Below are 26,129 nucleotides of genomic sequence, written 5' to 3' on the forward strand. Positions count from 1 at the left end.
TCGCGTCTGCCTCTTGCGATTGAGCGCTCCTCAGGCAACACGGTGAGCCTCCAGCTTGGCCCAGTCGAACTCGACGCCCGTGCCGGGGGCGTCCGGCGCGACGGCGAACCCTTGGCGCAGTTGCAGGGGGCGGGTGGTATATTGATCGATGTCGAAGCTGTGCGCCTCCACCCATCCGGCATTGGCCTGGGCAGCAATCAGACTGACATGGAGCTCTTGCATCCCATGGCTGCAGACCGGGATGTTCGCCCGCCGTGACAGCTCCGCGACTCGCAGGAACCCGGTGACCCCACCACAGTTCGACGCATCGGGCTGGATGAAGGATAGTTTCGACTGCGCCAGGGCGTATTCGAATTCGTGGATGGTGTGGAGGTTCTCGCCCATCGCCAGCGGCACGCCCGTCGCTTCGGCGATTTCGGCGTAGCCTGCATAGTCGTCGGGGATGGTGGGTTCTTCGAACCACAGGAGGTCGAATGGCTTGAAGGCCTTGGCCGCAGCAATCGCACTCGGCACAGCTAGGGCGTAGTTCGCGTCCACCATGAACGGAGTGTCAGGCCCGATCAGGTGGCGCACGGCCCGGATCCGCTCCACGTCCTCCTCGAGGTCGTCCTTGCCGATCTTGATCTTGATCGCGGTGAAGCCCGCGGCCAGATACCCCTCGATGCTCGCCAGCAGTTCGTCCAATGAGTAGTTGAGATCGATCCCGCCGCGATAGATCTTGGCCATCGACCCGGCGCCGCCGGCCATCTGCCAAAGCGCACGCCCTTCGCGCTTGCCCCTCAGGTCCCACAGCGCAATGTCCACCGCCGACATCGCGAAGCTGGTGATGCCCCCGCGGCCCACATAGTGGATGTGCCACCACATCCCTTCGTAGATCGCGTCGATCTCGGCGGCGTCCTTGCCGGTGAGGAAGGGGGCAAGATCGTGCTCCACCACCGCCCGGATCGCGTGCCCGCCCTTGCCGCCGGTATAAGTATAGCCCGTGCCCTCAAGCCCACTGGCAGTGCGGACCGTCACCGTCACCAGCTCGAAATGCGTGTGAGCCCCGTGCTTGGCATCGACCATCACCTGGGGCAGGGGAACCTGGAACAGATGGGTTGTGACAGCTTCGATGCGGGTCTCGTTCATCTTCCGCTCATGACCAGTTCACATACATGGTCTTTTTGCGGAAATAGCCGTCGAGTCCGTACTTGCCGTCCTCCCCGCCCAGCCCCGACTGTCCCCAGCCGGTGTGGAACCCCTGCACCAGTTCGCCGCTGCTGCGGTTGAAGTAGATCTCTCCAAAGTGCAGTGCCGCCGCCGATCTCATCAGCCGCCTGAAGCTCTGCGAATAAACATATGCGGACAGGCCATATTCGCTGTCATTCGCCAGCGCCAAAGCCTCTTCGAAATCGCTCACGGTCATCACCGGAACCACCGGTCCGAAGATCTCCTGGCGCATCGCTGGCGCCGAATTGTTGCGCACCTTCAGCACCGTCGGCGCATACCAGTACCCGCGTGCATACTCACCCTCACGCATCGGCCCACCTTCGAGCAGCACCTCGGCCCCGGCGGCAATCGTGTCGCGGACGATGTCCGCTACCTTGTCCCTCTCCGGCCCGCTGATCTTCGGCCCGATGTGGGGATTGGTCAGCGGATCACCGATGCTGAGCCGTCTGGTGCGGGCGGTGAACTTGTCGAGGAACTCCTCGGCGATCCGCTCGTGCAGGTACATGCGCTCGTTGCAGGTGCAGATCTGACCGCAATTGCTGAATCGCGCCGCGACCGCGCTCTCCACCGCCGCATCGACATCAGCATCGTCCATGACGATGAACGGCGCCTTGCCCCCAAGTTCGAGCCGCAGCACCTTGATGCGGTCGGCACCGGCCCGGTAGATCTCTTTGCCTGCCCTGGTACTGCCGGTCATGGTGATCAGGTCGGAATGTGGATGGGTGACCAGCGCTTCGCCTACCGTCCGGCCCGCGCCAGTGACCACGTTGAACACGCCTGGAGGCAATCCAACCGACTCCGCCAGTATCGCCAGCGCGATCCCCGAAAAGGGAGTGAATTCATGCGCCTTGAGCACGAAGGTGTTGCCGGCAATCAGTGCTGGTCCGAGTTTGCGGGCGGCTAGCGCCGCCGGAAAGTTCCATGCAGTGAGCCCGACCACCACACCGTGTGGCGCCCGGCGGATCCACACCTCCTCATCCGGAGCGTCGGAGGGGATGATGTCGCCCTCGATGCGTCGCGCGCTTTCGGCCGCGTAGCGCAGGAACGTCTCCGTTGCACCGATCTCGCCCATGGCCTGGTTCAGCGGCTTACCCTGCTCGGCAACCACGATCCGCGCGAGTACGCCATCATTCGCCCTCACCGCATCGGCAAGGGCGAACAGCAGCTTGGCTCGTTCGTAGGCGGGCAGTGCGGCCCAAGCGGGCTGCGCCCGCCGAGCAGCCTCGATCGCTTCAGCGGCATGCTCGGCCGTGCCTTGAGGAATGGTCCCAATTACCCGCTGATTGGCCGGATTCTCGACCTCGAGCATGTCAGCAGCGTCGTCATCGATCCAGCGCCCGCCGATGAACATCTGTCCGCGGTATCGCTCCGAACCGGTCAACTCCGACAACATCTGCTGCAGCATACGTGCTCGCTTTGCTCGGACCAAACACGCGGTCAGTGAGAGTGAACTCCGCCTCAGAGTCAAGATACGGTATCGTTTGCACAATTTTTGTCCGACCAAATATGATATCTGTTGCAATGTCGTCTGATCTCGATTGAGGTGGAAGCTCGGAGGATCGCGGTGCTTGAAGCGGCGGACAAAGTCGATGGCAACAAACCGGGGGCCGTCAGTCGGGCCGCCGATGCCGTTGTTGCGCGGCTGGCGGCCCGTATCGGCTCGGGGGAGCTGCAGGATGGCAGCTACCTTCCGGCCGAGCGTGAACTGATGGCCGAATTCGGCATCAGCCGGACCGTCGCGCGCGAAGCAGTCGCAAGGCTGGCGGGCCGGGGCCTCGTGGAAACGCGCCACCGGTTCCGGCCGGTCGTGCGGCGCCCCGGCTATGATGCGGCGCTGCTGGCGGTGAGTGGGGTAGTCACGCACCTGCTGGAACAGTCCGGTGGTGTGCGCGACCTCTACAATACCCGGGTGTTCCTTGAAGCGGCACTGGTTCGCCACGCCGCCCTGCACGCGCGCAAGGACGACATCGCCGCGCTGCGCCGGGCGCTCGATGCAAACGAAGCGACTATCGAGGACTCTGCAGAATTCTACCGCACGGACATGGCCTTCCACGCCATGTTCTACGAGCTCGCGCGCAACCCCGTCATGCCGGCTATTCACCGGGCCTTCACCGCCTGGTTGCAGCCGCACTGGGCGCGGATGCCCCGCTCGCCCGAGCGGAATCGCGTCAATTTCCTCAGTCACCGTGAAATCTATCAAGCGATCGTCGATCGCGATCCCGAAGGAGCCGAGCGCGCGCTCAACGGCCATCTGGCGGCAGCGTGGGAGTATGTGAGGGGGACCTTCGAGCCCACCTGAACCGCAGCAAAGCTAGCCGACCGGAGGAGTTGAAGCGTGGCTGAAGAATACGATCATATCGTTGTGGGTGGTGGGGCGTCCGGCTGCGTCGTCGCCGCTCGCTTGGTCGAAGCAGGACGCAAGGTGCTGCTGCTCGAAGCCGGCCATTCGCACCACCACCCGCTCCTCGACATGCCGCCGGGCATCTTCAAGATGATCAATGGCAGCAAGTTCATGCGCTATCACGCGACCACTCCGCAGGAACACCTCGACGGGCGTGTCCACGAAATCAGCCAAGGCAATGTGCTCGGCGGCGGCACCTCGGTGAACGCCCAGGTTTATATGCGCGGACGGCCGTCCGACTACGATTCCTGGGACGAGCTGCTCCGCGGCAACAATGCCGGTGTCCGCTGGAACTGGGAGAGCGTGCTGCCGCACTTCCGGGGGATGGAGGGAAATAACCGATTTCTCGACGAGCGTCACAACGACAGCGGTCCGTTGCTCGTCTCCGATCCTGGTCACATCGACGACGTGTCGCGGTGGTTCGTGCAGACGGTTCAGGGGCTCGGCGTCCCCTTCAATCCGGACTTCAACGGGCCGCGCCAGACCGGCGTCGGCTTCTACCAGTTCATGAATAGGCGAGGGAAGCGCTCGAGCGCCGCCTACGCCTTCATCGAGCCCCTTATGAACAACCCTCTGTTGACGGTGAAGCTCAACGCCGCGGTTCAGCGTATCCTCATCGAAAACGAGCGTGCGACCAGTGTGATCTTTAGCGACAAATCCGGTTCCCACGCGGCTCGTTCCGCCGCCGACGTCGTTGTCTGCTCTGGCGCTCTGGTCACTCCCAAGGTTCTCATGCTGTCCGGCATCGGTCCGGCCGATGAGCTGCGCCAGCACGGCGTAGATGTGGTCCTTGATGCCCCCGGCGTAGGTCAGAACCTCATGGACCATCCAGAGGTGCCGATCCTGGCGCACTTCGATGGGCCCTATGGTTATTTCGGGCACACCGACGGCTGGCGCATGATCATGCACGGCCTGCAGTTCAAGGTGTTCGGCACCGGCGTGATCACCTCCGCCGGGGTCGAGGCGGGCGCCTTCGTCAATCCGCTCGATCCCGAAGCCGAGCCGAGCATCCAGGCTTTCTGCGTCCCGTTCGTCTATTTGGACCGGGACCTGCTGAAGCTGATCGCTCCGACCCACGGCGTCACCATCACCACGGTGGTGACCAAGCCCAAGTCCCGTGGCTTCGTGAAGCTGCGCTCCAGCGATCCGGCCGACATGCCGATCGTGTCTCCGCATCTGCTCAAACATCCGGACGACATGGCGAGCATGATCGCTGGCCAGCGCTTCTTCCTTCGTGCCTTCCAGGAGGGGCCGCTCGGGCGGCGCGTCGACAAGATCCTGCGCCCTGACACTGCCGATCTGAGCGATGCAGCGCTCGCCACCCACTGCAAGCGAATGGTCAAGACAAACTACCATCCGGCGGGCACCTGCCGCATGGGAGCAGACGGAGACCCATTGGCGGTGCTGGATGCCGAGATGAAGGTGCGCGGCATCGACAATCTGCGGGTGGCCGACATGTCGGCCTGCCCCACCATCAACGCCGGCAACACCGCGGCGCCCGCGATGATGCTTGGCGACCGTTGCGCGAGCTTCATCCGCCGCGAAGCCAACGGTGCCGAGAACAAGGCTGGCTGACCCACGTCGCTTGAACGGCACAGACATTTATGCCGACTCTTTAGGCGCGTCGCAATTTTTAGGCACGACCAGGCCTGAGAGACCCCGATTTAGGTCACGACGGCCCCAGCAGTTCCGAGCCTTTTCGAACTGGCACGAAACCTGCAACGACACGGATAAGCGATACAATCACGGCGTCCAATGACGGGCGCCACAGGCACAGCCGCCATTGATCTCCGGCCGGAACGGCCCGGCTGATCAATGGCGGCTTTTTGTTTCCGGTTTCGCAAAGGGAGTTTTGCGATGCACAAGGACTTGAACAACCAAGGCGCACCGAAGGCGGTTGCCAACCTGGCTCTTACCACGTCGACCATCGCCTTCACGGTTTGCTTCGCCGTATGGACTATATTTTCCATCATCGGCGTAGCGCTTAAGGAGCAGCTTGGCCTCAGCGAAATGCAGTTCGGCCTTCTGGTCGGCACGCCGGTTCTGGCCGGTTCCCTCGTGCGCGTGGTTCTCGGGGCCTGGACTGATCGCTATGGCGGGCGCGTTGTCTATAGCTTGACCATGCTGGCGGCAGCGGTGTCGACGACCTTCCTGGCCTTCGCCCAGACCTACGAGCAATTGCTGCTGGCGGCGCTTGGGGTGGGCATCGCTGGCGGCTCCTTTGCCGTCGGGGTCGCTTATGTCTCGCGCTTTTATCCCCGCGAGCGGCAGGGCACGGCCCTGGGGATTTTCGGGGTCGGCAATGTCGGCTCCTCGGCCACCAAGATGCTGGCACCCTTCGTGATGTTGGCCTGGGGCTGGCAGAGCGTGGCGCTGATCTGGGCGGGCGCTCTGGCTTTGGTGGCAGTGATCTTCTGGTTCACGACGCCCGATGATCCGGCCGAGGCGAAGAAACAAGCCAGGGAGCGTTCCTGGGCCGAGGAGTTCGGCCCACTCAGGGATATGCGCGTCTGGCGCTTCGCCCTCTACTACTTCTTCGCCTTCGGCGCCTTCGTAGCCCTCACCCTGTGGCTGCCGCGCTACCTGATCGGCGTCTATGGCTTCGACATCGCGACCGCGGGCGTGGTCGCGGCCCTCTACTCCATCCCTGCTAGCATCTTCCGGGCCTATGGCGGTGTGCTGTCCGACAAAGTGGGCGCGCGCACCGTGCTCTACTGGACCTTCGGAATTTCAGTCGCAGCGACGTTCATTCTCGCTTTGCCGGCCGGACGCTATCTGGTGCAGGGGATCGACGGACCCATGTCGGTCAGCTTCGCCCTCGCGCCCTGGCTGTTCATCGTCATCATCTTTGTCCTCGGCTTTGCCATGAGCCTGGGCAAGGCGGCCGTGTTCAAGCACATTCCCACCTACTATCCCGGCAATGTCGGCACCGTAGGCGGGCTCGTCGGCATGATCGGGGGCCTAGGCGGTTTCGTCCTGCCGCTGCTCTTCGGCCTCCTCAACGAACTAACCGGCATCTGGACCAGCTGCTTCATGGCCATGTTCGTGCTCGTAGTCGCGCTCCTTGTCTGGATGCATGTGAGCGTGCGTCAGGCCGAGCGCAGCGCCAGCCTGCCGCAAGCGGCCTGAGCGCACGATGGAAAAGCTGGTCGTGGTGGGAGCAGGCATGGCCGCTGGGCGCCTGTTGGACCATCTGGTCCGCGACGGGGCCGGGCGGTATGCGGTCACCCTTTTCGGTGCCGAGCCGCGTGGCACCTATAACCGCATCATGCTCTCTCCCGTTCTGGCGGGGGAGATGACGTTCGACGAAACCATCACCCACAGCCCTGAGTGGTATCGCGAGCACGGAATCACCGTGCATTTCGGCGAGACGGTCACCGCCATCGACCGCAAGAACAGGCAGGTGATCTCACGGCGGGGCGCAACACCCTATGACAAGCTGGTCATCGCCACGGGGTCGGCACCGGTCATGCCGTCCCTCCCCGGCAGCACCCTGCGGGGCGTGACGGCCTTTCGCGATTTCGACGATGTCGGGCGCATGCTGGCGGCGGCCGGACAACGGGCGGGACGGGCCGTGGTGCTGGGCGGCGGGGTCCTTGGTCTCGAGGCGGCAGCGGCGCTGCGGTTGCGCGGCATGGACGTTTCGGTGCTGCATCTCAAGAGCCATTTGATGGACCGGCAACTCGATGCCGCATCGGCCTCTCTCCTGGGACTCGAATTCGAGCGGCGCGGCATCGCCATCCATACCGATGCGGCGACCAAGGCGATACTGGGCAACAAGCAGGTGGAGGCCGTGGTGCTCGAGGACGGCACCGTGATCGGAGCCAATCTTGTGGTCGTGGCCATCGGCATTCGTCCCGAGACCCGCCTTGCCATCGATGCCGGCCTGCATGTCGAGCGCGGCATTGTCGTCGATGACCGGCTGGTCACCTCCGACCCCGATATTCTCTCCATCGGCGAATGCGTCGAACATGACGGCGTGTGCTATGGCCTCGTCGCCCCACTCTATGAGATGGCGAGGGTGGCGGCCGAGGCCCTGCTGGGCCGCGAGAGCACATTCAGGCCGGTGCGCACGGCGACGCAGCTCAAGGTTTCCGGCGTCTCCGTCTATTCGGCCGGCGATTTCGCCGCCGCCGAAGATCGTGAGGAGATCGTGCTCCACAACGAGGATGCCGGCTCCTATCGCCGGCTCGTCATCAAGGACGGGCGTCTCCTCGGTGCTGTGCTTTATGGCGATGTTAGCGATGGAGCGTGGTTCTTCGACCTCGTCCGCGACGGCACCGACACCGCCCCCATGCGCGACCTCCTGATTTTCGGACGTGGCTTCGCCGAGAGCGAAGCACTCGATGCCTATGGCGGCCGCTGCAGTCTGCCGGGCTGAAATCCAAAGACGAGAACACCATGACCCAGGCTGCCGCAGCAATCACTGTCCGAACCACCTGCCCCTATTGCGGGGTCGGCTGCGGCATCCTCGCAACCCCGCAGGCCGATGGCAGCGTGGCCATTGCCGGAGACCCCGGTCATCCCGCCAATTTCGGCCGCCTCTGTTCCAAGGGCACGGCCCTGGGCGAGACGCTGTCGCTGACGGACCGGTTGCTCCGTCCCCGCATCGAAGGGCGGGAGGCGCATTGGGACGAGGCGCTCGACCTCGTCGCCGGTCGTTTTCGCGAGGCCATCCAGGCGTTCGGTCCCGACAGCGTCGCCATCTATGGCTCGGGGCAGTTGCTGACCGAAGACTATTACGTCGCCAACAAGCTGATGAAAGGCTTCGTCGGCAGCGCCAACATCGACACCAATTCGCGGCTCTGCATGGCCTCCTCGGTAGCCGGCCACAAACGCGCCTTCGGGTCGGACACGGTGCCCGGCAACTACGAAGACTTGGAGGCGGCCGACCTCGTCGTGCTGGTGGGCAGCAATCTCGCCTGGTGTCATCCGGTGCTGCATCAGCGGCTCCTGGCTGCCAAGGCGCGGCGCCCGCAAATGCGCATCATGCTGATCGACCCGCGGCGCACGGTCTCTGCCGAGCTGACGGACCTGCATCTGCCGATCCAGCCTGACGGCGACATAGCGCTGTTCGTTGGGCTGCTGCGGCATCTCGCGGCAGCCGGCGCGGCCACGGACTTTGCGAGCAAATACGTGGTGGGCACCGATGGGGCCGTCGCGGCCGCCGCGGCGTGGGACATCGCGCGTGTGACCGAGGCCACCGGGCTCGCGCCCACCGATCTTGAGACCTTTTATCGCTGGTTCGCCGAGACCGAGCGCGTAGTGACCGTCTATTCGCAAGGGGTGAACCAGTCGGCCACGGGAACCGACAAGGTCAATGCCATCATCAATTGCCATCTGCTCACCGGGCGCATCGGCCGGCCGGGCATGGGCCCTTTCTCGGTCACCGGTCAGCCCAATGCCATGGGCGGACGCGAAGTGGGCGGGCTGGCCAACATGCTCGCCGCGCATATGGATTTCTCGCCCGAGACGATCGAGCGCGTCGGTCGGTTCTGGAAGGCGGAGCGCATGGCCGAAACCCCCGGCCTCGGGGCCGTTGATCTCTTTGCGGCCATGGCCGCGGGCAGGATCAAGGCTGTGTGGATCATGGGCACCAATCCGGTGGTTTCGATGCCCGATGCCGATGCGGTGCGCGATGCCCTGAAGGCCTGCCCCTTCGTCGTCGTCTCGGACATGACCGAGCGCACCGATAGCGCCCAACTTGCCCATGTCCTGCTGCCGGCCGCACCTTGGGGCGAGAAGGATGGCACGGTGACCAATTCCGAGCGCCGGATTTCGCGCCAGCGTGCCTTCCTCGCCCCTGCCGGGCAGGCAAAGCCGGATTGGTGGATCATCACGCAGGTGGCGCGGCGGATGGGATTTGGGGCAGCCTTTCCCTATGAAACTCCAGCGGAGATCTTTGCCGAACACGCGCGGCTTTCAGGTTTCGAAAACGAAGGGCGGCGCGACTTCGACATTTCGGGCCTGCTTGGGGAGAATTACGACCTGCTGGAGCCGGTGCAATGGCCGGTGCGGGAGAAGTCGGTCGAACGGCTGTTCGCCGATGGCGGGTTCTACACGCCGGATGGCAAGGCCAGGATGCTGCCCATAGAGCCACCACCGGTGCTGAACCCGGCGCCGGGGCGGATGGTGCTCAACACCGGCCGGGTAAGGGACCACTGGCACACCATGACCCGCACCGGCAAGACGGCGCGGCTTTCCGCCCACTATGCCGAGCCCTTCGTCGAAATCCATCCGGAGGACGCGCGGCGGCTGAATATCCGCAAGGCCAGCCTCGTCAGGCTGGCGCGTGGCGACAGCGAGACAGTGGTGCGGGCGCTGCTGAGCGAGCGGCAGAGAAAGGGCAGCGTGTTTGCGCCCATGCACTGGACCGGCCAGTTCGCGTCCAAAGGGCGGATCGATGCGCTGGTAGCGGCCAAGGTCGATCCGGTGTCCGCCCAACCGGCGCTCAAGATGAGCGAGGTCACGGTCGAGCCCTGGCGCACCAGCCTCTACGGTTTCTTCGTCGCGCTCGAGCGGCCCAGGCTCGACACCGACTACTGGGCCTGGGCTCCAGCACCGCGGGGAACGCGCGGCGAACTCGCCTGGAGAGCGGAGCCGGCAGATTGGTCGGCCTGGATAGGTGAGCGTTTCCACCTGGACGCGAAGACAAAGATGTCGAGCGTCGGCGACCCGCGCTCGGGGCGCCGCAGCTTCGCCGGCATCCGGCATGGACAGCTGGTTTTTGCGCTCTTCGTCTCTCCCGATCCGGTCCCCGTCGCACGCGAGTGGATCGTTGGGCAGCTTTCGGTCGAGAAAGTGGATGGCCTCAAGATCCTCGCCGGGCGGCCGGGCGCCGACATGCCCGATAGCGGTCCGATCGTCTGCGCCTGCCATGCCGTCGGCCGCAACGTCATTCGCGAGGCGATCCGGCGGGGATGCCCGGATGTCGATGCCGTGGGCGCAGCAACTAAGGCAGGCACCAATTGCGGCGCATGCCGGACGGAGATCGCTTCGCTCATCCGCTCGGAAGCAATTCTCACCTAGACTGGTTTACGGCAGTTCCCCAGAGCCCCGCGATCCCCGACTGATGAGCGGCGTTCGAAAGGGCGTTAGGGCGGGCCAGCTATCGTGCAGGTTGCCGCCCGCGATAGACCGCGGTACGGAGCCCAACCGCATATTCTTCCGCCTTCGGCATACCGCTGGCACGGGCAATCGCGATTTCAACCTCGACGTTGTAGGTCAGACGTACGATTTTCAAGGACCAACTGGCCGGATTCCTTCCTCCGTACTCGCCTTCCAGCACAACGTAGCAGGCAAGAGGCAGATCGAGCGCGTTTCCTACGCTTCCTGCGTTGAAGAGAGTTTTCCCGGCGAAGCTCAAGGCATAGGCCGTGTGGATATCACCATACCCGACGATGGTGGGCGGGTGGTCACCGCCGGTGAAACTGGTGTTGTGGAACATCTTCTCGTGTTCAGCCCGAGCCGCAGTCTCATAGACCCGATGATGTACGCTCACCGAGCTTGCATGGAAGAGGCGCACCAATTGACCACTCAACCAGAAGTCGAAGCTGCCGGGCAGTGTGGCGAGGTACGACAGCCGCTCGGTGCCGAGTTGCTCCCGGTGCCATTCGCCCTCTGCCCAAGCTGGCTCGAACCCGCCGGCAATCTCTGCATCCCAGTTGCCCTGAACAGTGACTTCGCAGGCTTCGCGGCACCGATCCACGACTGCGGCTGAGCGAGGGCCCTTACCGACCAAATCACCCAAGTTGAATATGCGGGTAATGCCGGAGGTGCGAACGTGGTCAAGCACCGCTTGCAGGGCGGTGAGGTTCCCATGCACATCGGAGATGATTGCAATACGCTCGGTATCTAGAACCACGTCGGCGCCGACCCAGGTAGAACTTCACCCAAGGCGCCGGACGACCTCTGCTGCAACTGTCTACCAAGTGCCGGAATGTTGCCTCCTCCTTGCATGGAATAAACCAACAGCGCGACCTCAACAAGCGAGGTCATCAAGGGGGACCGAGGACCAGAGGCTACTAGCAAACTACGAAGCTAGCGGGCGTGGCGCTGTCCTATCGACGCGGATTTGTAACACGGTCGGCCCCACGCGGAATCCGCTTTGCGCGGAATGACCCTGAGCCGAGTGGCGGCTTCTGGGCGCCGGGCTGCGAAAGCAGATCTGTCGCCTGTCGCTGCGGCGACGCGCCACTGCGCGCGCATTCGTTTCCCTCGCCGCTCAGACCGGTAGGGCCCGTAACAGGGCGGCGACGATGTCTCTGCCGCGGCGTATCTCCTTGCACCATCACAAATCGGCCAAGAACGACCGCCCCTCTGGCGTCCTATCTGCCGAACCTGCCCGATCGGGCACGCTGCCTCACCCCCACGGGAGCAAAGCCATGCGGAAATCGATAGCCATTGCCATCACCTGGGCCGCGGTCTCCCTGCCGGCAGTCGCCTTCGATGCCGGCGGGTTTGCCTTGCAGCAGCACCAGCATCAATTGCTGCAGCAGCAGACCGCTCCCAACAATTCCGAGGAATCCGATGGTGCTGGCGCTGGCGTTGGCGCCGAGACCTACGACTCGTTGCGCACCCGCTACATGAAACAGTTGCAGCCCGAATACGAAATGCGCGTCCGTCGGGACGGCCCGGAGGCCGCCCAGGCCTGGCTCAAGAGGGAAGCCGGCCGTTTGGGCCGCGAGGCCGCCGGCATCCTGCAGTCGCAGTGATGCTGCGAGCGCACCTGCTCATCAGACCTGCTATGTAGCCGACGAATGCGCCGCCTCGCGATGTCTGAATTCAGGAAAGCTTAGGCGGGCCATTCACGGACCCGATCCGCAACTGCTCGAGCAGTGGCACAAGGAGCTGCCATTCAAGCGCGTGCGTTCCGCCGGTAAGTTCAACGAACCGAGCCGCAGGATTTCCACTCGCCCGCCTGAAGAGCTCCCTGGAATGCCGAACCGGCACGACCTCATCGTTCTTCTGGTGAACGATCAACCAGGGAAGTTGCAGTTTGGCCGCGGCGCTTCTGGCATCGATATTGTCCACTGTCAGGCGCGCTAGCGCAGCCGGCAAGACCATCTCCAAAGCCGCGAATGAACCCAGCGTCAGCAGCCCTGCCACCCCCCGTGGTCTATCGGCAAGGAGTTCGATCGCAACTGCTCCGCCAAGCGAATGGCCCAGCACGAGCAACGGACCGTGAGCCGCAGCGAGCGCATGGGTCAGCCAGGCGGCAGCATCGAGATGGAGCCCAACTTTTTCGGGTACTCCAGGATTGGCGCCATAGCCCCTGTAATCCGCCACGACTACCAAATAGCCCTGCTCTGCCAAGGGCGCAATCAGAGGCGCCCGGTTGGCAGCGCACCCACCATTGCCGTGAAGAAACAGAAGGGTGGCTCGCGACGCGAGGCGAAGATCTGAAACAAGCCCATCCAGTAACAGCCCATCTTCAGTCCTCACCCGTGCGACCGAAAACTGCACCCCCGCCAGCACCGCGGGCCGAGCAGGTATGGAATCTGGCTTGAAGATTCGGGAGCGAGCAAACCGGGTCAGGATCATGATGAACTCCCGTTACAGGGCAAGCCGACAAGTCCGTTCCAGTCGGACTGATTTTGATGAAGGAGACGGAAAAGCGCACGTCTGCTGACCAACCATTTACTTGGGCCCCAACAAGGTGGTGGCCCTCCAGTCGATCTTTTGCCGGTAGAAGGATTGCGCGAGGGTTGGAGCTAGCCCGAAAGGCAAGGCTCCCAGGACGAGGACCTGCAGCCAGAATACCCCGTCTACCGCGAAATGCGCCCGTTCGGCATTTAACAGCAATTGAGCCGTGCCCTGAAAAGCTATGTGCATGCCAATGCATCGCGGTATTCACGACGGGCTACATTTACCAGTTGAGCGTAAAGGCCAGTTCGCAATTGGGATTGCTCATGAGACGGGTTGGAGCCCTGCTAGGTCTATGAAGCACAATAGCGGCACGCCAAGCCCATCGGTCAAGGCAAGTAGTCAGCCATCTGCGAAGGCGGTCTGCTGACTAGCGGTAAGTCTCCGACAGAGTCGAAACGATCTGGGTCATCCTGACCCGCAGCTCCGCAGGGGCAAGCACTTCGGCGTCAGTGCCGAAGCGGAGAATTTCAGCCGCGGCGTGGTCGAGCGAACCGACCGACATAGTGACCTGCCTCCAGCCATTCCGGTCCGTCTCTGGCGAGATCACCGCGCCGGTGCGGACATAAGGCGGCAGCAGTTCCTCCATCATGGCGAGACCCGCCGGAGACAGGCGGATCGTTGCCTTGTTCGGATGCAGGTCGACCTCATACCGGCGAATACTCTCGGCCCAATAGCCAGCAAGATCGAAGGCCTTTGGGTATTCGAAAGGCTCCTCCAGCACACTCACCTCGCTCATGCGGCCGATCCGGAAGGTTCTCGTCTCGGTCTGCACGCCCGCAACCAGATACCAACTCCCGCCTTTCAGTACGATGCCGAGCGGGTTGACCTGGCGTTCACGCGTGCCGGTCCGGCTCGCGTAGTGAAAGCGAAGAACGCGCTCGCTCCAGACGGCCGCGGCGACGGCGGGAAGCTGTGCAAGTGTCTCCGGTTCGGCGAACCAGGCCGGCGCATCGAAATGGAAGCGCGATTTCGCGGCTCCCGATCGCATCTGTTCCGGCAGGGCTGCCAGCACCTTGCTGCGAGCGCTGGCCGCGGCAGTTCCCATGCCCAGGTCTGCGGCTTGCTGTGTCAGCCCGGCCAGGAACAGCGCCTGCGCTTCCGTCGATGACACGCCGTTGAGGCGCACACGATAACCATCGAGAAGTCGGTATCCGCCACTGCTGCCCTGCATGCTGTAGACTGGCACCCCGGCGGCACTGAGTGCATCCACGTCGCGATAGATTGTCCGTACCGAGACTTCGCATTCATCCGCGAGCGCTTGGGCAGTGACCTGGCCCTTCGCCTGGAGTGTGGTGAGGATCGCCAGCAGTCTGCTTGCCCGCATGAAACACACATCCTCCAGCCAACCTGACATCAGGTGACAGGTATGGTCGCCTAAACCTGCCCTTGTCTGCAACCCGAACCGCCTCGGCCGGCTCGGCGATCCGAAAAGGACCACCATTCATGTCACCGGCGATCAACACGCTGCTCATCAGAGGATTAATCATCATGCAACTTACGGCTGCCGCCTCCGCGCAAGACCTGACCATCATCAATCCGGCACCGCTGGGCGATCCGACCCCTAACGGGTACAGCACAGCGGTCCTGGCTCCAGCAAACGCACGCATCGCCTATATCTCGGGGCAGGGCGGCCAGGACCCCACCGGCGCCCTGTCGCCCGATTTCGGGACGCAGGTGACGCAGGCCTATGGCAACCTAGCCGCGGCGCTCGAAGGCATCGGAGCAACGCCGGAGCAGGTGGCCAAACTCACCGTCTATGTGGTGGACCATGACATGGCCAAGCTCGGGGTACTGACCCAGAATGTCATCGCCATGTTCGGCGACAGGCTGCCGGCACAGACCCTCGTCCCCGTTCCGAAGCTTGCCATCGACACCATGCTGTTCGAGGTCGAGGCCGTCGTCGTACTGCGGTAGGTCATGCCGCCAGGTCAGTCGTGGCCTGGCGGCTGAACCTCAGCAGCCGGCATCGGCCGCTATTGGTCGCCGGCAAACCCACACTGGTGATCGGCGTGGGTACGGTCGTGATCAGCTATGGTGTCGGGATGCTCGCCTTGTGATCGGTGCACCAATTGGGAGCAGCCCGGTCGCTACTCACCGTCGATCGCCTCTTCGACGACGAGGATCAATGCGACGAGTGCCCACACCGCAGCGGCGAGCACGAGCAGTCCGAGAACGCCGACAACGAAGCCGGCCAGCACCAGGACACCGTCGCGATTGAGCACCCCTATGCTGACGAGCGCGACCCCGATGGCGGGCAGGGTATTGGTGAAAGGTATGGGGACCAGCATCGCGGTGCCCATCAGTACTCCAAACAGGCCGATCAGCGGGACCAGACGAGGCGAGACCAGCAGGGGAAGGCGGGGCGAGGAGATGCGGTTGATCCGATCCATGAGCTACTGCATCATCTCGAGCAGCTTGACCATCATTATCATCGGGAGCCGCCGGTGGCCGATAATTGGCCGAAGTGGTCGCCGCCACCGTCAGGGCCACCGCCACGGCCACCAGCGCGATCTGCGCGAGGGCAAGGTGCTGCAAAGACGCTCCATCGCCCCGATCGGCGGCCACATGCCCGAGGCGTCTCGGCGTCACCATGATGCTGTGCGACGAGCCCTCCCGGGCCGATCAGTTCCTGCAGAGCCTCGAGCAGGTCCGGCTGTTCTTTGAACAGGACGGCGACTTCTTCCTTGAGGCGCCGATCGACTCCGGCACCCTGCGCTTCCGCCGGGCTCCTGCCGAGGAGTAGCGGCTCACCAGCATCGGCCCGATTGGCATCTCCGGCATGTTGTTCTTCTTCCAGCATCCCGAACTCCCGATCTCTACCCCGCTGCAGGTAACCGTCTCGTCCACGCAGAACTTCTCGCTGCTGGCCGTGCCGCTCTTCATCGTGGCGGGCAATCTGATGAACCGCTCCGGCATCACCGAGGGGCTGCTCACCCTGGCGTCGGTGCTGACCGGTCGCCTCCGGGGCGGGCTCGCACAAGTGTCCATTGCGCTCTCCGCGTTGATGGGCGGCGTGTCCGGCTCGGCCATTGCCGACGCCGCCATGCAGTCGCGCATCCTTGGCGACCAGATGATCAAGCGCGGCATGACCAAGGGCTTTGCCGCCGCCGTCCTATCCTTCAGCTCCCTGCTGACGCCGATCATCCCGCCCGGCATCGGCCTGATCCTGTTCGGCACCATCAGCTCCGTCTCGATCGGGCGCCTCTTCGCGGCCGGGATCGTGCCAGCGGTGATCCTTGGCCTGGCCATGAGTGTGGCGGTGTGGATCACCGCTACCAGGCGTGGCTATCCCCCCGAGCGCACGACGGCCCCCACGATATCCGAGACGGTCAAGGCTTTCCGTGGCGGCATCTGGGCGCTGCTATTCCCGGTCATCCTGCTGCTGGGCCTGCGGATGGGCGTCTTCACACCGTCCGAGATCGGCGCCTTCGCCGTCGTCTATGCCTTGTTCATCGGCTATCTGGTCTATCGGCAGCTGACAACGAAGAGCTTCCTCGAGGCACTGGAGACCAGCCTCGGCGACGTCGGTGCCGTGATGTTCCTGATCAGCCTTTCGGCAATCTTCGGCTACGGCATCGTCTTCGACCGGCTGCCCGAATTGATGGCCAGCGGTCTGTCCAGCGTCACCGACAATGTTCAAATCGTGACGGTACTCATCGTGCTGCTGGTGATCTTCTTCGGCTTCTTCATTGACGCCACGGTGCTCATCATCATGATGACGCCGATCGTGCTGCCCGTCATAACGAAGCTCGGCGGCGATCCGGTCCACTTCGGCGTGGTCTTCATCATCGCGGCCACCTTGGGCAACTTCACGCCCCCGGTTGGCGCCGCAATGTACACCGTCTGCTCGATCCTCAAGGTGTCGGTGAAGAACTATGTGCGCGAAGGTTGGCCATTGCTGCTGGCAATTGTCCTTGTGACGTTGCTTCTGATCTTCGTTCCCCAGGTGGTTCTTTTTGTTCCCAATCTGATTTTCGGGTAACGGGTCACTCCTGCATCTGTGTTGCGCCGCCGCTTTAGTGGCACGGCCCAGTACTCGTGGCCGAGATCTCAGCGCTTGGGGGGATAAGATGAAACTGGCTCGACCGAAGTCACTCAAGGAGATGGTTGTCGATGAACTGCGCGAGCGCATCATCGACAACAGGCTGAAGCTTGGCGCATCGCTGTCCGAGAATGCCCTTGCGGCCGACCTCGGTCTTTCCAAGACCCCGGTGCGCGAAGCGTTGCAGCAATTGCAGGTCGAAGGTCTCGTGGAAGTGATGGCGCAGAAGGGCACCTTCGTGCTGCGCATCGAGGCCGAAGATGTCGTGCAGATCAGCGAGTTGCGCCAGGTTCTCGAACTTGCGGCTGCGCGGTTGGCGATGGAACGCAGCCGGGACGAACTGATCTCCCTCATGTCCGGGATCATGGCTCCGATGCAGGAGGCTTATGATCGGACCGACATGAAGGCTTATCGCAAGCTCGACGCGCAGTTCCACCAGGCCTTCATCGACCTGTGCGGCAACCGCTACCTGCGGGATGCCTATGGGCAACTCAGCTTCCGCATCCAGGCGCTGCGCTCCCGGTTGTCGGGTCTGTCCGAGCTCAACTCCCGTTCGGTGGTGCAGCACCAGAAGATGCTGGACGCAGTGACGAAAAACGACACTCCCGCGCTGTTGTCCCAACTGCAGAAGCACATCGAGGAAACCAGGGTTTCCTATCTCGCAGTCATGACAACTCGATCCATGGATGAGACGGAAACCGCATGACGAAACTACGCCTGGAAGCAAAGACCGCGGTGATTACCGGTGCCGGAGCTGGAATCGGTCACGCCATCGCGTTGGCCTTCGCTGCGGAAGGCGCGCGGGTGATCGCGACCAGTCGTTCCCCCTTTGAAGTCCCCAAGCCCATAGAGGCCCGCATCCTTGATGTCAGTGACCGTGAGGCCATAGCAGCCTTCGCCGACGAGGCTGGAGACGTCGATATCTTGGTCAATGTGGCTGGATTTGTGCACGCCGGCACCATCCTCGACTGTGATGAGACGGATTGGGCAAAGTCGTTCGAGGTGAACGTCACCGCGAGCTATCGGCTCACCAAAGCCTTGCTGCCCGGAATGCTGGCGCGCGGCTACGGCAATATCATCAATGTCGGCTCCATTGCCGGTGCGCTGAAAGGCACTCCCAATCGTCTGGCCTACGGCGCAAGCAAAGCGGCTTTGGTGGGATTGACCAAGGGCATTGCCGCGGACTTCGTCGGACAAGGCATTCGCGCCAACCTCATTGCGCCGGGCACCACCGACAGCCCTTCACTCGATCAACGCGCGCGGGACACTGGAGACTACGAGGCAGCCCGCGCCGCGTTCATTGCCCGCCAGCCCTTGGGTCGGCTTGGTCGGCCCGAAGAGATTGCGGCCCTGGCCGTCCACCTTGCCTCCGATGAATCAGCCTACACCACCGGTGCCGTGTACGTGGCCGATGGTGGGGTAACCATGTGAGTAGACCATGCAGAGCGACAATCAGATCCTGGTCCCCGCGGCCGAACTCGAACAGCGGGTGCTGGGCGAACTGACCCGCGCGGGCGCAAGCCAGGCTTCGGCCAATGCTGCCGTACGCGCGCTGATGCATGCGTCCTTGTTGGGCGTCGACAGCCATGGCGTGCGGCTTACCGAGCATTATTGCAGGATGATGGCCGGTGGCCGCATCAACAGGAACCCGCAAATTACGGTGCGCCGCACCGCCGCCGGCAGTGCGATGCTGAACGGCGATGACGGCCTGGGTCACTATGCGGCCTATAAGGCCGTCGACCTCGGGATGGAGATCGCCGGTGAACACGGCATTGCAGGAGTGGGGATAGAGCACTCGTCTCATCTGGGCGCCGCCGGCGCCTACGCTGTTGCCGGGGCCGAGCGGGGGTTTGTGACCTTTGTCACGACCAACACCGACTCCATGGTAGCGCTGTTTGACGGGGCGGAGCGGTTTCACGGCACCAATCCGCTAGCCTTTGCCGCGCCTGTGCCCAACAGCCGCCCTTGGCTGCTCGACATGGCAACGTCCTCGATTCCCATGAATCGGGTGCTGCTGCACCGATCTCTGGGAAAGGAGCTGCCCGCCGGCGTAGCCGCCGATGCTGAGGGCAACCCAACCCGCGATCCAGACGCGGCGGAAATGCTGCTGCCGCTGGGTGGCGAAGAATACGGCTACAAGGGCGCGGGCCTTGCCGGGGTCGCCACGCTCTTCTCCGCGCTGTTGACGGGCACCACCCTGGATCCGGATTTCATCCCGATGTACGGCACCGACAACGATCATGATCCCCGAAATATGGGGCACTACGTGATCGTCATCGACCCTGCCAAGTTCGTCGGTGCAGAACTGTTCGGCCAGGCGATGCACGGCTATCTGGCCTCGCTACGAGGCGCACCGGCCCGCCCAGGTCGCTCGGTCATGGCTCCCGGGGATCGCGAGTGGGCTGAGGCCGAACGCCGAGCAGCGAACGGTATCTCCATCGATCCTGACACAGCCCGTTTCCTGAAGGTGCGGTAAGGCACCCCGCTGCTGAAGATCGCCTCCTGCCATGACGATCTTCAGCGGTCGATGAAACGCGACTATTCCACTTCTACGCCCGGTTCGAGCGGAATGCCGTGTTGCCGCAGCCACTCCGCCACCTCGCGGCGCGTTGCCAGGCCGCTCTCGCTCAGGATGGCGGTGTTGTAGCCGAAATAGAAGCCCTGGAAGGTCCCACCCGTTGTCGTCTGGGCGTGAGGTGAGGCTCCAGCCTCGAGGAGGATCAGGATGGCCCGACCGTTGTTGGTGCGAGCAGCAGTGAACAGCGGTCTGTCGCCATTGGCCCATATGGCGTTCGGGTCCGCACCGGCCGCCAACAACATCTCCAGTTTTTCTAGTGGGTGGGATCTCGCCAGCAGGGCATCATCCAGCGGGGTCGATTTGGTCAGGTCACGCACATTGGGATCGGCGCCATGTGCGAGCATGATCTCGAGCAGCTTCAGGTTGTCGGCAAAGGCGGCGCGGTGCACGGCAGTCTTGCCGCTGGGGTCGATCCAGTGCGGATCCGCGCCGGCAGCCAGCAAGGCTTCGACTTCCGCCAGATTCTCCCTGAGGACCGCCTTTGGTAACTCGGCGTCGAGCCCTTCTTGCGTCGTCGGAAGAGGCGCACTGGTGGCGGGCGCCCTAGGCAGCAGCTCGCTGACCATGCCTGCAATGACCAACAGGAGGATCACGGCGACCAGTGGCCTGAGACCTTTCATGAACCAGCCATCCTTGCTCTCCTCGACAGCACCATAATCGAGCACAGCTCGAAGATGGAAAAGTGGGACTCAGTACCGTTACATGCCGCCGGCATCAGAATGTCAGGGTTCGGCAGTCCGTCTGGTTCAGCCCGAGCATCTCCGGCGTGACAGCGATTATAGGCGTGGGGCGGAATGCGGCTGCGAGTTGTTCCGGGTCGCCGCTATCGAGCGCTGCGACGCGAGCGGCGTACGCTTCGGCCATGGCTTCGATGTGCTGCAGGAACTCTCCCCATAGCGCTGCATCCGGCACGGCTTCGGCATCGATGGTCCCGAAGTCTTCAGCCGTTTGCTGCCACTCGGCATGCAGTGCTTGCGCAGCGGTCAACAGAGGCGTGCGATCACCATCGACTTCGCCCCCCGCGACGACGGCCGGAATGATGATCCTCAAGGCATCGGCGTAAGTCGCGGCGCGGCGGTGGACGGCCTCGGCGCAAATGCGTGCCGCGGCGTTGATGAACCCGGCCTGAGCAGGTGGAACACCGGGGCTCGAGAAGACCAGCTCGCAATCCCGGCCCAGGAGGCCCAATGCGGCCAGGGACTCCTCCAGCGCGCGGGTGTCGGGTCCTGCATCGCGCTTGAGCAGGTGAGGCTCGAAACGCCCCGAGGCTAGTGCCTCGATCCGCCGATCGAGCAGATCGATCTCCTGGGCGCCCGTGCCGAGAAACAGGTGCCACTCTGCGGCCAGTTCCGGCTCCTGCACAGACCTGGCCGCCAGGGCTGCATGGGACGCCGCCATGTCGTCGCGCTGACGCTGAAGGACATCCACGAGTTGAGGCCGCTCAGCGGCTTCGGGGAGATTCCCAGACCGCACAGCGGCGCTGATGATTGCGACTGCCGCCTTCCTGCCCTCCTCGAATACGGCATAATCGCGTTGCTCGATCAGACTGCGGCACAGGGTATTGGTGCTGCCCTCCCACTCCGATGCGGCCACGGCGGCGCTCCCGCCCGCAAGATTGGCCGCCAAGAGACAAACAGCGAGAGTAATTCTGATCATGATAGCCTGCAGATCCGAGGGGAAAGGGGGCGCCTATGTGGGCTTGGCCAAGACGGACTGGAGCCAGTCGAGCCGGGTGCGGGTAAGTTCCAGCCAGCACTCGGCATGCACCACCGAAGTGAAGCTACCGTCGCCCCACAGCGTTGCTGCGGCGTCGCAGGTCGACTGCCGATAGGCGCGCCAGTCGCGTTGTGCCGCAGTCAGGGCACTCGCCTGATCGGGCGTCAGTTGCGGGCGATGCTGGTCGAGCAGGGCGTCAAGCATGGCTTGGCTACGGTCGATGGCGTTGCCGATGCAGGCGAGCATGGCGACCGTGACGCCGCCACTCTCGGCGATGCACGTTTCGTGTTCCACTGCATCCGAGGGGTGGGCTTCCGTCGTGGCAAACAGAACCAGCATGGCAGCACAGACAAGTGCTTTCATCGATGATGTCCTTTGCGGCGAGTGCTCGGAGCGGGTTGGTACATGCAGGACGAACGGGGCAGCACCGTTCTTGGTGCGGGCAGGGAATTTGAGGCGGGCTTGCACATGAGCTCGCAAAGCACTCGGTGGTCGTTCCGGCGAAAGCGGCGATCCGGCCTGAGGTGGTTTGCACTACCACCTGGCGGCGCGTGGAGACATCTAGGGATGGGCCCCCGCTTTCGCGGGGGTGACATCGAGGTGGGGGCAAGGGTGTTGAAGGGGTCGAGGGTGCCGGGCCCCCACCTTACCTCCCCCGCGAGCGGGGGAGGGGAGGAGAGAGTGGTGCGAGCCAGAAAGAACTATTCCCGCTGAAGCGGTGGTGCCGAGGGGGCGCCCACCTTTTCCCCTCGGCAAGGGCGCTGGTCGGGCGGGGTTCTTCATGTGTGGGGCGATGATATGGGTTTGCATGCCCGTCACTTCCGTTATCATGCACCCGGTGTGGACGAGTTGTTCGGGTGACCGATGAGGCGACCTTGCTGAAGGAGGCGGCGGCGGCCGACGGCCAGGATGTGGAGGCGTTGGTGGTCCGGGCGCAGCGCGGCGACCAGCAGGCGTTTAACCGACTCATCGCCTCGCAATACCATTTCATCTTCCGCGTCGCCTTCCGCGTGCTGGGCCACAAGAGCGATGCCGAGGACGTCACGCAAACCGTCTGCCTGCGCCTCGCGACCAGCCTCTCCAGCTTCGATCGGCGGGCCAGTTTCACCAGTTGGCTCTACCGGGTCACCATGAACGTGGCGCGCGATTTCCTTCGCGCGCAGATGCGCCGCAAGAGGCTGGTCGACGGCGCTGCGGTCCTGGCATCCGAGCATGTGGATGCCGAGCAGGATGCGCAACGACCCGTCGAGGACATCTGGGCCGTCGTGCGCTCCCTCCCGGAGAAGCAGCGCGATGCAGTCATCCTCGTGCACGGGGAAGAGCTCAGCCAGGAAGAGGCCGCCCGCATCATGTCCTGCAAGAAGGTCACGGTGGCCTGGCACCTGCACAATGCGCGCAAGGCACTGAGGGATCTGCTATGAGCCGCCCCGTGTCACACGATCCGCTCAGCCGGCTGCCGCCCGAACGCATTCCGGAGCCATCGCCCAGCCGCATGCAGGAGACCATTGCGGCAGCCCAGCAGCTTTTTGCCCGCCAGCCGGTGCAGACGCCCGGCAAGCAGAGGGCAGGGCGGCGCGTCTTTTTCGGGCGCACCTGGATGGAGGCGATCCTTGGGGCGGGACTGGTTTCCACCGCCTGCGTGCTGGCGTTCGTGCTGTCCCCGGCCTTCATGGTGACGCCGCCGGTGCTGGAGCGGGAGCCGGTTCAGACCGGACCGATCCGCACCGACATGATGGTGCCGGCCCAGGGCTTGCGGCCGGTCGATCTCGACATGATCGCCGACCTCGAGCCCTACACGTTTGGCGCGTTGCGGCTGGGCGTACGCAATGCCGATGAGCGCTTCGCACTCTACCATGTCGATGAGCAGGGGCTCGAGTTGCAACTGCTGGAAGGGCGCAAGGCGGCGGCCGAGACGGTCAGCATCTCCGATGCCGTGTTGACGCAATGGAACGGCCAGCAGGTGCTGGCGGTGCGCTCCGGCTTCGGGGACTTGCAGCGTTGGGACGCCTTCGTCGAGGAGGGTTTCGGATTCGAACTGTCGGCAGCGCTCAGCCACCAGATCTGGGACGCGGCCGATGCGGCGGAGGTCGAACAGCGCCTCGCAGTGGCGTCTGGTGGCTAGAGGCTAGCCGATCAGGCGATCGCGGTGTCCGTTCCGACGACAGGTCTCGACGAACTCCGCCGCCGAGGCCGGTTCGTCACGGAAGCGCGCGAATTCGTCGGGGCCGATGCGAAAGTAGGCCTCGTATTCGGCAAGGTGGTGCAGCCCGTCCTGGGTGATGGGCGTCGACAGGTATTGCGCGCCGGTCCGGGTATCGACGCCCAGGCTGAACTGATGCTGCCGGCTGACGAAGAGGTCGGTGAAGCGGCTGGACAATGGTCTCTCCCTGGGCCGTTGCTGGCCTATTCCTCCTCCCGATCCCAATAGACCTGACCGCGGATCAGCAGCTCCTCGGGCGCGGCTGGATCGGCGCCGTCCAGCAGGGCGAAGAAGTGCCGCTCCTCTCCGTCCGGTCCGTCGACGATCATGGTGAAGTCCTCGAAACGGTAGGTCAGGCGCTGGGGCTCGTCATCGCCGGGCACCACGGTGATGAAGGAGTCGGCGAAATTGCCGGCGATGAAGCCGCCACGGGTATAGGTGACGGTGCCATGGGCGCTGAAGACATATTCGCGGTCACTGCGCGCGCCGCCGCTGCCGACGTGCAGGTAGTAGAAGGCACCTTGCAGGCGCTGATCGGCGGGCATGGGTACCAGGCGCTGTGCGGCCGACAGGTCGATCTCCTCGCCCTCGTCGAGACCGCCGGACTGGACCAGCGTGACCTTGCCCCAGTGATCGGACCAGGTGAACCAGCGCTCCGGTTCGCGCTGACGCGACAGGTCCACGTTCAGGTCCGTGAAGGCGAAATCCCATTCGTGGCGATAGGCCGTGCCGTCCCGCAGCAGCACGTAGATGTCCTCCTGGCGGTCGATATAGCCATTGCCGAAGCCGTCGATCCGGTTGGCGAAGTCGGCGGCGTAGAGCACGCGGTCGACCTGGTTCATGGTGATGCCGGCATTGGGACCGGCGAAGGCTTCAGCGAAATCCAGCGGGCGAAGCATAAGGCCGGCGCTGTCGTCGATGGCGGGGACGGCGTCAGTGGCCTTGGCCTTGGAGACGCGGCAATCGCGGAGATTGATGACGCCGCCGACGCGCTGTTCCAGAACCCAGGTGGGCGAGCCGCTGACCACAACATCGGTGCCGAAGGCAGCGGCGAACAGGTCCTTGTCCCGTTCGGTGGCGAAGTCGCTGCAGCTCACCTCGAGGCTCGACTGCCAGTCGCCGCGCCACTCGCGCAATTCGTCCTCCGAGACGATGCGGCCGCCCAGGTGCAGTTCGCCCTGCGCTTCCAGCCAGGCGAGGAGGTAGTCCTCGCGGGCTTCCCTGAGGTGCCGGTTGTCCTCGGCGCCGGCTTTGCTGCCCACCTCCTCCATCACCGCGAGAGCGCGGGTCCATAGCTCGGCCGGCGGCATGACACCGAAGTCCGGTGTGTCGAAGGCGGGCGCAGGGGCGTCGGCGACGTCGATGCCGAAATACTCCGCGTCGCGCACCAGGCTGCGGATGGAGCTGGCGAGGCCGAGCATGTCCTTCTCGAGCCCCTGGCGCAGATCGTGGCAGGGTGCGGCATCGGTCTCGATTGCAGCGGCGGCTTCGTCGCGGGCACCGGCGACATAGGCTTCGAGTTCTGCGCCGACGTCGGGATGGGCGGCTGCGGCACCGGCCAGGAGCCGGTCATAGGCTGCGAGGTCGACCACATGCGCCCAGCCGGCCATCGCATCGCGGCGCTCCACCTGACCGTCCGGGAAACGCTGGTCGCAGACCTCGGCATAGGCCCGGGCGGCGGTGACGGCGGTGACCGTTTCGCTCAACAGCTCGGCGTATTCGGCGGCCTCGTCCGCAAGGGTGGGCGGGGCGAGGAGGAGGATGGCGACTGCAGCGGCGGTGGTGCGTTGCACGGGAAGTCTCCTAGCGATTTTCGAGGCCGTTCTTTGCGCGCTGCTTGGGGATGATCTCGCGCTGTTCCTCGATCTGGACCCGCAGCCGCTCGAGACCGGCGCGAACCTCGGTCAGCGCGGTGGCGTGCTCGGTCTTCGAGGTCATGGTGTTGGGGTTGGCCGCGTCCCAGGCCAGCGCCCAATCGATGGCAGCGAGCCATTCGTCGACATTGCCGCCGATATATTCGTTGACCGGCCGGCCGACCTGCTCCGTGAGGGCACCGAACAGGATCCGCTCGTCCTCGTTGTCCTCGGCCTCGATCAGGAAGCGGTAGCGGATCTGGCCGGCATACATCCAGCCTGCGGCGGCCTGGCCGTCGCCCTCAGCCAGAAGGCGCGCGGCCAGCACATAGAGGGCTGCGGGGTGCAACTCCGTCGCCTGCGCCTGCAGCTCGGCGATGCTCATGTCCCCTAGGGGAGTCTGGGCGTGGGCAGGCGCCGTGGCGAGCAGCGCAAAGGCAACCAGAACAGAGCTCAGCAGTGTTTTCATGGGGTTCCCCTGT

The 26,129-nt window shown here is 64.0% G+C and carries 26 protein-coding genes; 14 read left to right on the forward strand and 12 right to left on the reverse strand.

The genetic code is table 11. From position 1 onward, the window contains the following. Nucleotides 1-30 precede the first annotated feature (30 nt). Entirely contained in the window at nucleotides 31-1,128 is a 1,098-nt protein-coding gene (locus ACFSX5_RS16280; protein ID WP_386834860.1) for a mandelate racemase/muconate lactonizing enzyme family protein, read from the reverse strand. 7 nt (nucleotides 1,129-1,135) lie between these two features. After that, nucleotides 1,136-2,713, reverse strand: coding sequence for an aldehyde dehydrogenase family protein (locus ACFSX5_RS16285; RefSeq protein ID WP_386834861.1), 1,578 nt, complete (start codon nucleotides 2,711-2,713; stop codon nucleotides 1,136-1,138). 60 nt (nucleotides 2,714-2,773) lie between these two features. On the opposite strand from ACFSX5_RS16285, the gene ACFSX5_RS16290 reads away from it, so the two are divergent. The 5 genes from ACFSX5_RS16290 (at nucleotide 2,774) to ACFSX5_RS16310 (ending at nucleotide 10,639) form a co-directional block, all read left to right on the forward strand. Then, complete coding sequence (locus ACFSX5_RS16290; RefSeq protein WP_386834862.1) at nucleotides 2,774-3,508, forward strand: FCD domain-containing protein; 735 nt, start codon at nucleotides 2,774-2,776, stop codon at nucleotides 3,506-3,508. Between the two features lie 36 nt (nucleotides 3,509-3,544). Next, nucleotides 3,545-5,185 (forward strand): GMC family oxidoreductase, encoded by a 1,641-nt coding sequence (locus ACFSX5_RS16295; protein ID WP_386834863.1) that lies wholly within the window; start codon nucleotides 3,545-3,547, stop codon nucleotides 5,183-5,185. Between the two features lie 282 nt (nucleotides 5,186-5,467). After that, entirely contained in the window at nucleotides 5,468-6,739 is a 1,272-nt protein-coding gene (locus tag ACFSX5_RS16300) for an MFS transporter (protein ID WP_386834864.1), read from the forward strand. A 7-nt stretch (nucleotides 6,740-6,746) separates the two neighbouring features. Then, nucleotides 6,747-7,991, forward strand: a complete 1,245-nt coding sequence (locus ACFSX5_RS16305; RefSeq protein WP_386834865.1) for an NAD(P)/FAD-dependent oxidoreductase — start codon at nucleotides 6,747-6,749, stop codon at nucleotides 7,989-7,991. Nucleotides 7,992-8,011: 20 nt separating this feature from the next. Next, complete coding sequence (locus tag ACFSX5_RS16310) at nucleotides 8,012-10,639, forward strand: nitrate reductase (protein WP_386834866.1); 2,628 nt, start codon at nucleotides 8,012-8,014, stop codon at nucleotides 10,637-10,639. A gap of 79 nt (nucleotides 10,640-10,718) precedes the next feature. Here ACFSX5_RS16310 and ACFSX5_RS16315 read toward each other — a convergent pair whose 3' ends face one another. Further along, the gene (locus ACFSX5_RS16315) at nucleotides 10,719-11,474 is read right to left on the reverse strand and encodes a metallophosphoesterase family protein (RefSeq protein WP_386834867.1); all 756 of its coding nucleotides are present in this window, start codon (nucleotides 11,472-11,474) and stop codon (nucleotides 10,719-10,721) included. 520 nt (nucleotides 11,475-11,994) lie between these two features. Between ACFSX5_RS16315 and ACFSX5_RS16320 the strand changes: the two genes are divergently transcribed. After that, the gene (locus ACFSX5_RS16320) at nucleotides 11,995-12,324 is read left to right on the forward strand and encodes a hypothetical protein (RefSeq protein ID WP_386834869.1); all 330 of its coding nucleotides are present in this window, start codon (nucleotides 11,995-11,997) and stop codon (nucleotides 12,322-12,324) included. 70 nt (nucleotides 12,325-12,394) lie between these two features. On the opposite strand, the gene ACFSX5_RS16325 is transcribed toward ACFSX5_RS16320, so the two are convergent. Together ACFSX5_RS16325 and ACFSX5_RS16330 are read right to left on the reverse strand one after the other, a co-directional pair. After that, a complete protein-coding gene (locus tag ACFSX5_RS16325; RefSeq protein WP_386834870.1) occupies nucleotides 12,395-13,153 on the reverse strand; it encodes an alpha/beta hydrolase in 759 nt (252 codons plus the stop codon). A 472-nt stretch (nucleotides 13,154-13,625) separates the two neighbouring features. Next, nucleotides 13,626-14,699, reverse strand: a complete 1,074-nt coding sequence (locus ACFSX5_RS16330; RefSeq protein ID WP_386834872.1) for a helix-turn-helix transcriptional regulator — start codon at nucleotides 14,697-14,699, stop codon at nucleotides 13,626-13,628. Between the two features lie 2 nt (nucleotides 14,700-14,701). Between ACFSX5_RS16330 and ACFSX5_RS16335 the strand changes: the two genes are divergently transcribed. Next, nucleotides 14,702-15,172: a RidA family protein gene (locus ACFSX5_RS16335; RefSeq protein ID WP_386834874.1), complete on the forward strand. Its 471-nt coding sequence runs from the start codon at nucleotides 14,702-14,704 to the stop codon at nucleotides 15,170-15,172. A 173-nt stretch (nucleotides 15,173-15,345) separates the two neighbouring features. On the opposite strand, the gene ACFSX5_RS16340 is transcribed toward ACFSX5_RS16335, so the two are convergent. After that, on the reverse strand, nucleotides 15,346-15,648 hold the full coding sequence (locus tag ACFSX5_RS16340; RefSeq protein WP_386834876.1) for an exopolysaccharide biosynthesis protein: 303 nt from the start codon (nucleotides 15,646-15,648) through the stop codon (nucleotides 15,346-15,348). Nucleotides 15,649-15,848: 200 nt separating this feature from the next. Between ACFSX5_RS16340 and ACFSX5_RS16345 the strand changes: the two genes are divergently transcribed. From ACFSX5_RS16345 to ACFSX5_RS16365, 5 genes are all read left to right on the forward strand, one after another. Then, complete coding sequence (locus ACFSX5_RS16345) at nucleotides 15,849-16,001, forward strand: hypothetical protein (RefSeq protein WP_386834878.1); 153 nt, start codon at nucleotides 15,849-15,851, stop codon at nucleotides 15,999-16,001. Between the two features lie 36 nt (nucleotides 16,002-16,037). Then, a complete protein-coding gene (locus ACFSX5_RS16350) occupies nucleotides 16,038-17,240 on the forward strand; it encodes a TRAP transporter large permease (RefSeq protein WP_386834879.1) in 1,203 nt (400 codons plus the stop codon). An 88-nt stretch (nucleotides 17,241-17,328) separates the two neighbouring features. Then, nucleotides 17,329-18,006 (forward strand): GntR family transcriptional regulator, encoded by a 678-nt coding sequence (locus ACFSX5_RS16355; protein WP_386834880.1) that lies wholly within the window; start codon nucleotides 17,329-17,331, stop codon nucleotides 18,004-18,006. Further along, on the forward strand, nucleotides 18,003-18,731 hold the full coding sequence (locus ACFSX5_RS16360; RefSeq protein WP_386834881.1) for an SDR family oxidoreductase: 729 nt from the start codon (nucleotides 18,003-18,005) through the stop codon (nucleotides 18,729-18,731). The genes ACFSX5_RS16355 and ACFSX5_RS16360 overlap by 4 nt, the downstream gene beginning before the upstream one ends. Nucleotides 18,732-18,738: 7 nt before the next feature. Next, the gene (locus ACFSX5_RS16365) at nucleotides 18,739-19,776 is read left to right on the forward strand and encodes an Ldh family oxidoreductase (protein WP_386834882.1); all 1,038 of its coding nucleotides are present in this window, start codon (nucleotides 18,739-18,741) and stop codon (nucleotides 19,774-19,776) included. Between the two features lie 62 nt (nucleotides 19,777-19,838). Here ACFSX5_RS16365 and ACFSX5_RS16370 read toward each other — a convergent pair whose 3' ends face one another. The 3 genes from ACFSX5_RS16370 to ACFSX5_RS16380 form a co-directional block, all read right to left on the reverse strand. After that, nucleotides 19,839-20,498 (reverse strand): ankyrin repeat domain-containing protein, encoded by a 660-nt coding sequence (locus ACFSX5_RS16370; RefSeq protein ID WP_386834883.1) that lies wholly within the window; start codon nucleotides 20,496-20,498, stop codon nucleotides 19,839-19,841. Nucleotides 20,499-20,592: 94 nt separating this feature from the next. Further along, entirely contained in the window at nucleotides 20,593-21,504 is a 912-nt protein-coding gene (locus ACFSX5_RS16375) for a hypothetical protein (RefSeq protein ID WP_386834885.1), read from the reverse strand. Nucleotides 21,505-21,567: 63 nt separating this feature from the next. Further along, nucleotides 21,568-21,957: a lysozyme inhibitor LprI family protein gene (locus tag ACFSX5_RS16380; protein ID WP_386834886.1), complete on the reverse strand. Its 390-nt coding sequence runs from the start codon at nucleotides 21,955-21,957 to the stop codon at nucleotides 21,568-21,570. 494 nt (nucleotides 21,958-22,451) lie between these two features. Between ACFSX5_RS16380 and ACFSX5_RS16385 the strand changes: the two genes are divergently transcribed. Together ACFSX5_RS16385 and ACFSX5_RS16390 are read left to right on the forward strand one after the other, a co-directional pair. Next, nucleotides 22,452-23,015 (forward strand): RNA polymerase sigma factor, encoded by a 564-nt coding sequence (locus ACFSX5_RS16385; RefSeq protein ID WP_386834887.1) that lies wholly within the window; start codon nucleotides 22,452-22,454, stop codon nucleotides 23,013-23,015. 8 nt (nucleotides 23,016-23,023) lie between these two features. Then, nucleotides 23,024-23,716 carry a hypothetical protein gene (locus tag ACFSX5_RS16390; protein ID WP_386834889.1) on the forward strand — a complete coding sequence of 231 codons (693 nt, stop codon included), beginning with the start codon at nucleotides 23,024-23,026 and terminating at the stop codon, nucleotides 23,714-23,716. 3 nt (nucleotides 23,717-23,719) lie between these two features. Here ACFSX5_RS16390 and ACFSX5_RS16395 read toward each other — a convergent pair whose 3' ends face one another. Genes ACFSX5_RS16395 through ACFSX5_RS16405 form a run of 3 tightly spaced genes read right to left on the reverse strand, consistent with a single transcriptional unit; the run spans nucleotide 23,720 to nucleotide 26,116 of the window. Continuing rightward, a complete protein-coding gene (locus ACFSX5_RS16395) occupies nucleotides 23,720-23,971 on the reverse strand; it encodes a hypothetical protein (RefSeq protein ID WP_386834891.1) in 252 nt (83 codons plus the stop codon). Between the two features lie 26 nt (nucleotides 23,972-23,997). Continuing rightward, nucleotides 23,998-25,587 (reverse strand): hypothetical protein, encoded by a 1,590-nt coding sequence (locus ACFSX5_RS16400; protein WP_386834892.1) that lies wholly within the window; start codon nucleotides 25,585-25,587, stop codon nucleotides 23,998-24,000. Nucleotides 25,588-25,597: 10 nt separating this feature from the next. Then, complete coding sequence (locus tag ACFSX5_RS16405; protein WP_386834894.1) at nucleotides 25,598-26,116, reverse strand: hypothetical protein; 519 nt, start codon at nucleotides 26,114-26,116, stop codon at nucleotides 25,598-25,600. Nucleotides 26,117-26,129 lie beyond the last annotated feature (13 nt).

This window comes from Devosia albogilva (assembly GCF_042685625.1).
Classification (GTDB): Bacteria; Pseudomonadota; Alphaproteobacteria; order Rhizobiales; family Devosiaceae; genus Devosia; species Devosia albogilva.

What these genes read in the sequence shown, in the direction of transcription:
- ACFSX5_RS16370 (WP_386834883.1), bottom strand. Translation starts at nt 20,498, where the DNA reads ATGAAAGGTCTCAGGCCACTGGTCGCCGTGATCCTCCTGTTGGTCATT.
- ACFSX5_RS16350 (WP_386834879.1), top strand. Translation starts at nt 16,038, where the DNA reads ATGTTGTTCTTCTTCCAGCATCCCGAACTCCCGATCTCTACCCCGCTG.
- ACFSX5_RS16360 (WP_386834881.1), top strand. Translation starts at nt 18,003, where the DNA reads ATGACGAAACTACGCCTGGAAGCAAAGACCGCGGTGATTACCGGTGCC.
- ACFSX5_RS16330 (WP_386834872.1), bottom strand. Translation starts at nt 14,699, where the DNA reads ATGGTGGTCCTTTTCGGATCGCCGAGCCGGCCGAGGCGGTTCGGGTTG.
- ACFSX5_RS16320 (WP_386834869.1), top strand. Translation starts at nt 11,995, where the DNA reads ATGCGGAAATCGATAGCCATTGCCATCACCTGGGCCGCGGTCTCCCTG.
- ACFSX5_RS16280 (WP_386834860.1), bottom strand. Translation starts at nt 1,128, where the DNA reads ATGAACGAGACCCGCATCGAAGCTGTCACAACCCATCTGTTCCAGGTT.
- ACFSX5_RS16335 (WP_386834874.1), top strand. Translation starts at nt 14,702, where the DNA reads ATGTCACCGGCGATCAACACGCTGCTCATCAGAGGATTAATCATCATG.
- ACFSX5_RS16355 (WP_386834880.1), top strand. Translation starts at nt 17,329, where the DNA reads ATGAAACTGGCTCGACCGAAGTCACTCAAGGAGATGGTTGTCGATGAA.
- ACFSX5_RS16380 (WP_386834886.1), bottom strand. Translation starts at nt 21,957, where the DNA reads ATGAAAGCACTTGTCTGTGCTGCCATGCTGGTTCTGTTTGCCACGACG.
- ACFSX5_RS16310 (WP_386834866.1), top strand. Translation starts at nt 8,012, where the DNA reads ATGACCCAGGCTGCCGCAGCAATCACTGTCCGAACCACCTGCCCCTAT.
- ACFSX5_RS16365 (WP_386834882.1), top strand. Translation starts at nt 18,739, where the DNA reads ATGCAGAGCGACAATCAGATCCTGGTCCCCGCGGCCGAACTCGAACAG.
- ACFSX5_RS16405 (WP_386834894.1), bottom strand. Translation starts at nt 26,116, where the DNA reads ATGAAAACACTGCTGAGCTCTGTTCTGGTTGCCTTTGCGCTGCTCGCC.
- ACFSX5_RS16305 (WP_386834865.1), top strand. Translation starts at nt 6,747, where the DNA reads ATGGAAAAGCTGGTCGTGGTGGGAGCAGGCATGGCCGCTGGGCGCCTG.
- ACFSX5_RS16300 (WP_386834864.1), top strand. Translation starts at nt 5,468, where the DNA reads ATGCACAAGGACTTGAACAACCAAGGCGCACCGAAGGCGGTTGCCAAC.
- ACFSX5_RS16325 (WP_386834870.1), bottom strand. Translation starts at nt 13,153, where the DNA reads ATGATCCTGACCCGGTTTGCTCGCTCCCGAATCTTCAAGCCAGATTCC.
- ACFSX5_RS16345 (WP_386834878.1), top strand. Translation starts at nt 15,849, where the DNA reads ATGATGCTGTGCGACGAGCCCTCCCGGGCCGATCAGTTCCTGCAGAGC.
- ACFSX5_RS16340 (WP_386834876.1), bottom strand. Translation starts at nt 15,648, where the DNA reads ATGGATCGGATCAACCGCATCTCCTCGCCCCGCCTTCCCCTGCTGGTC.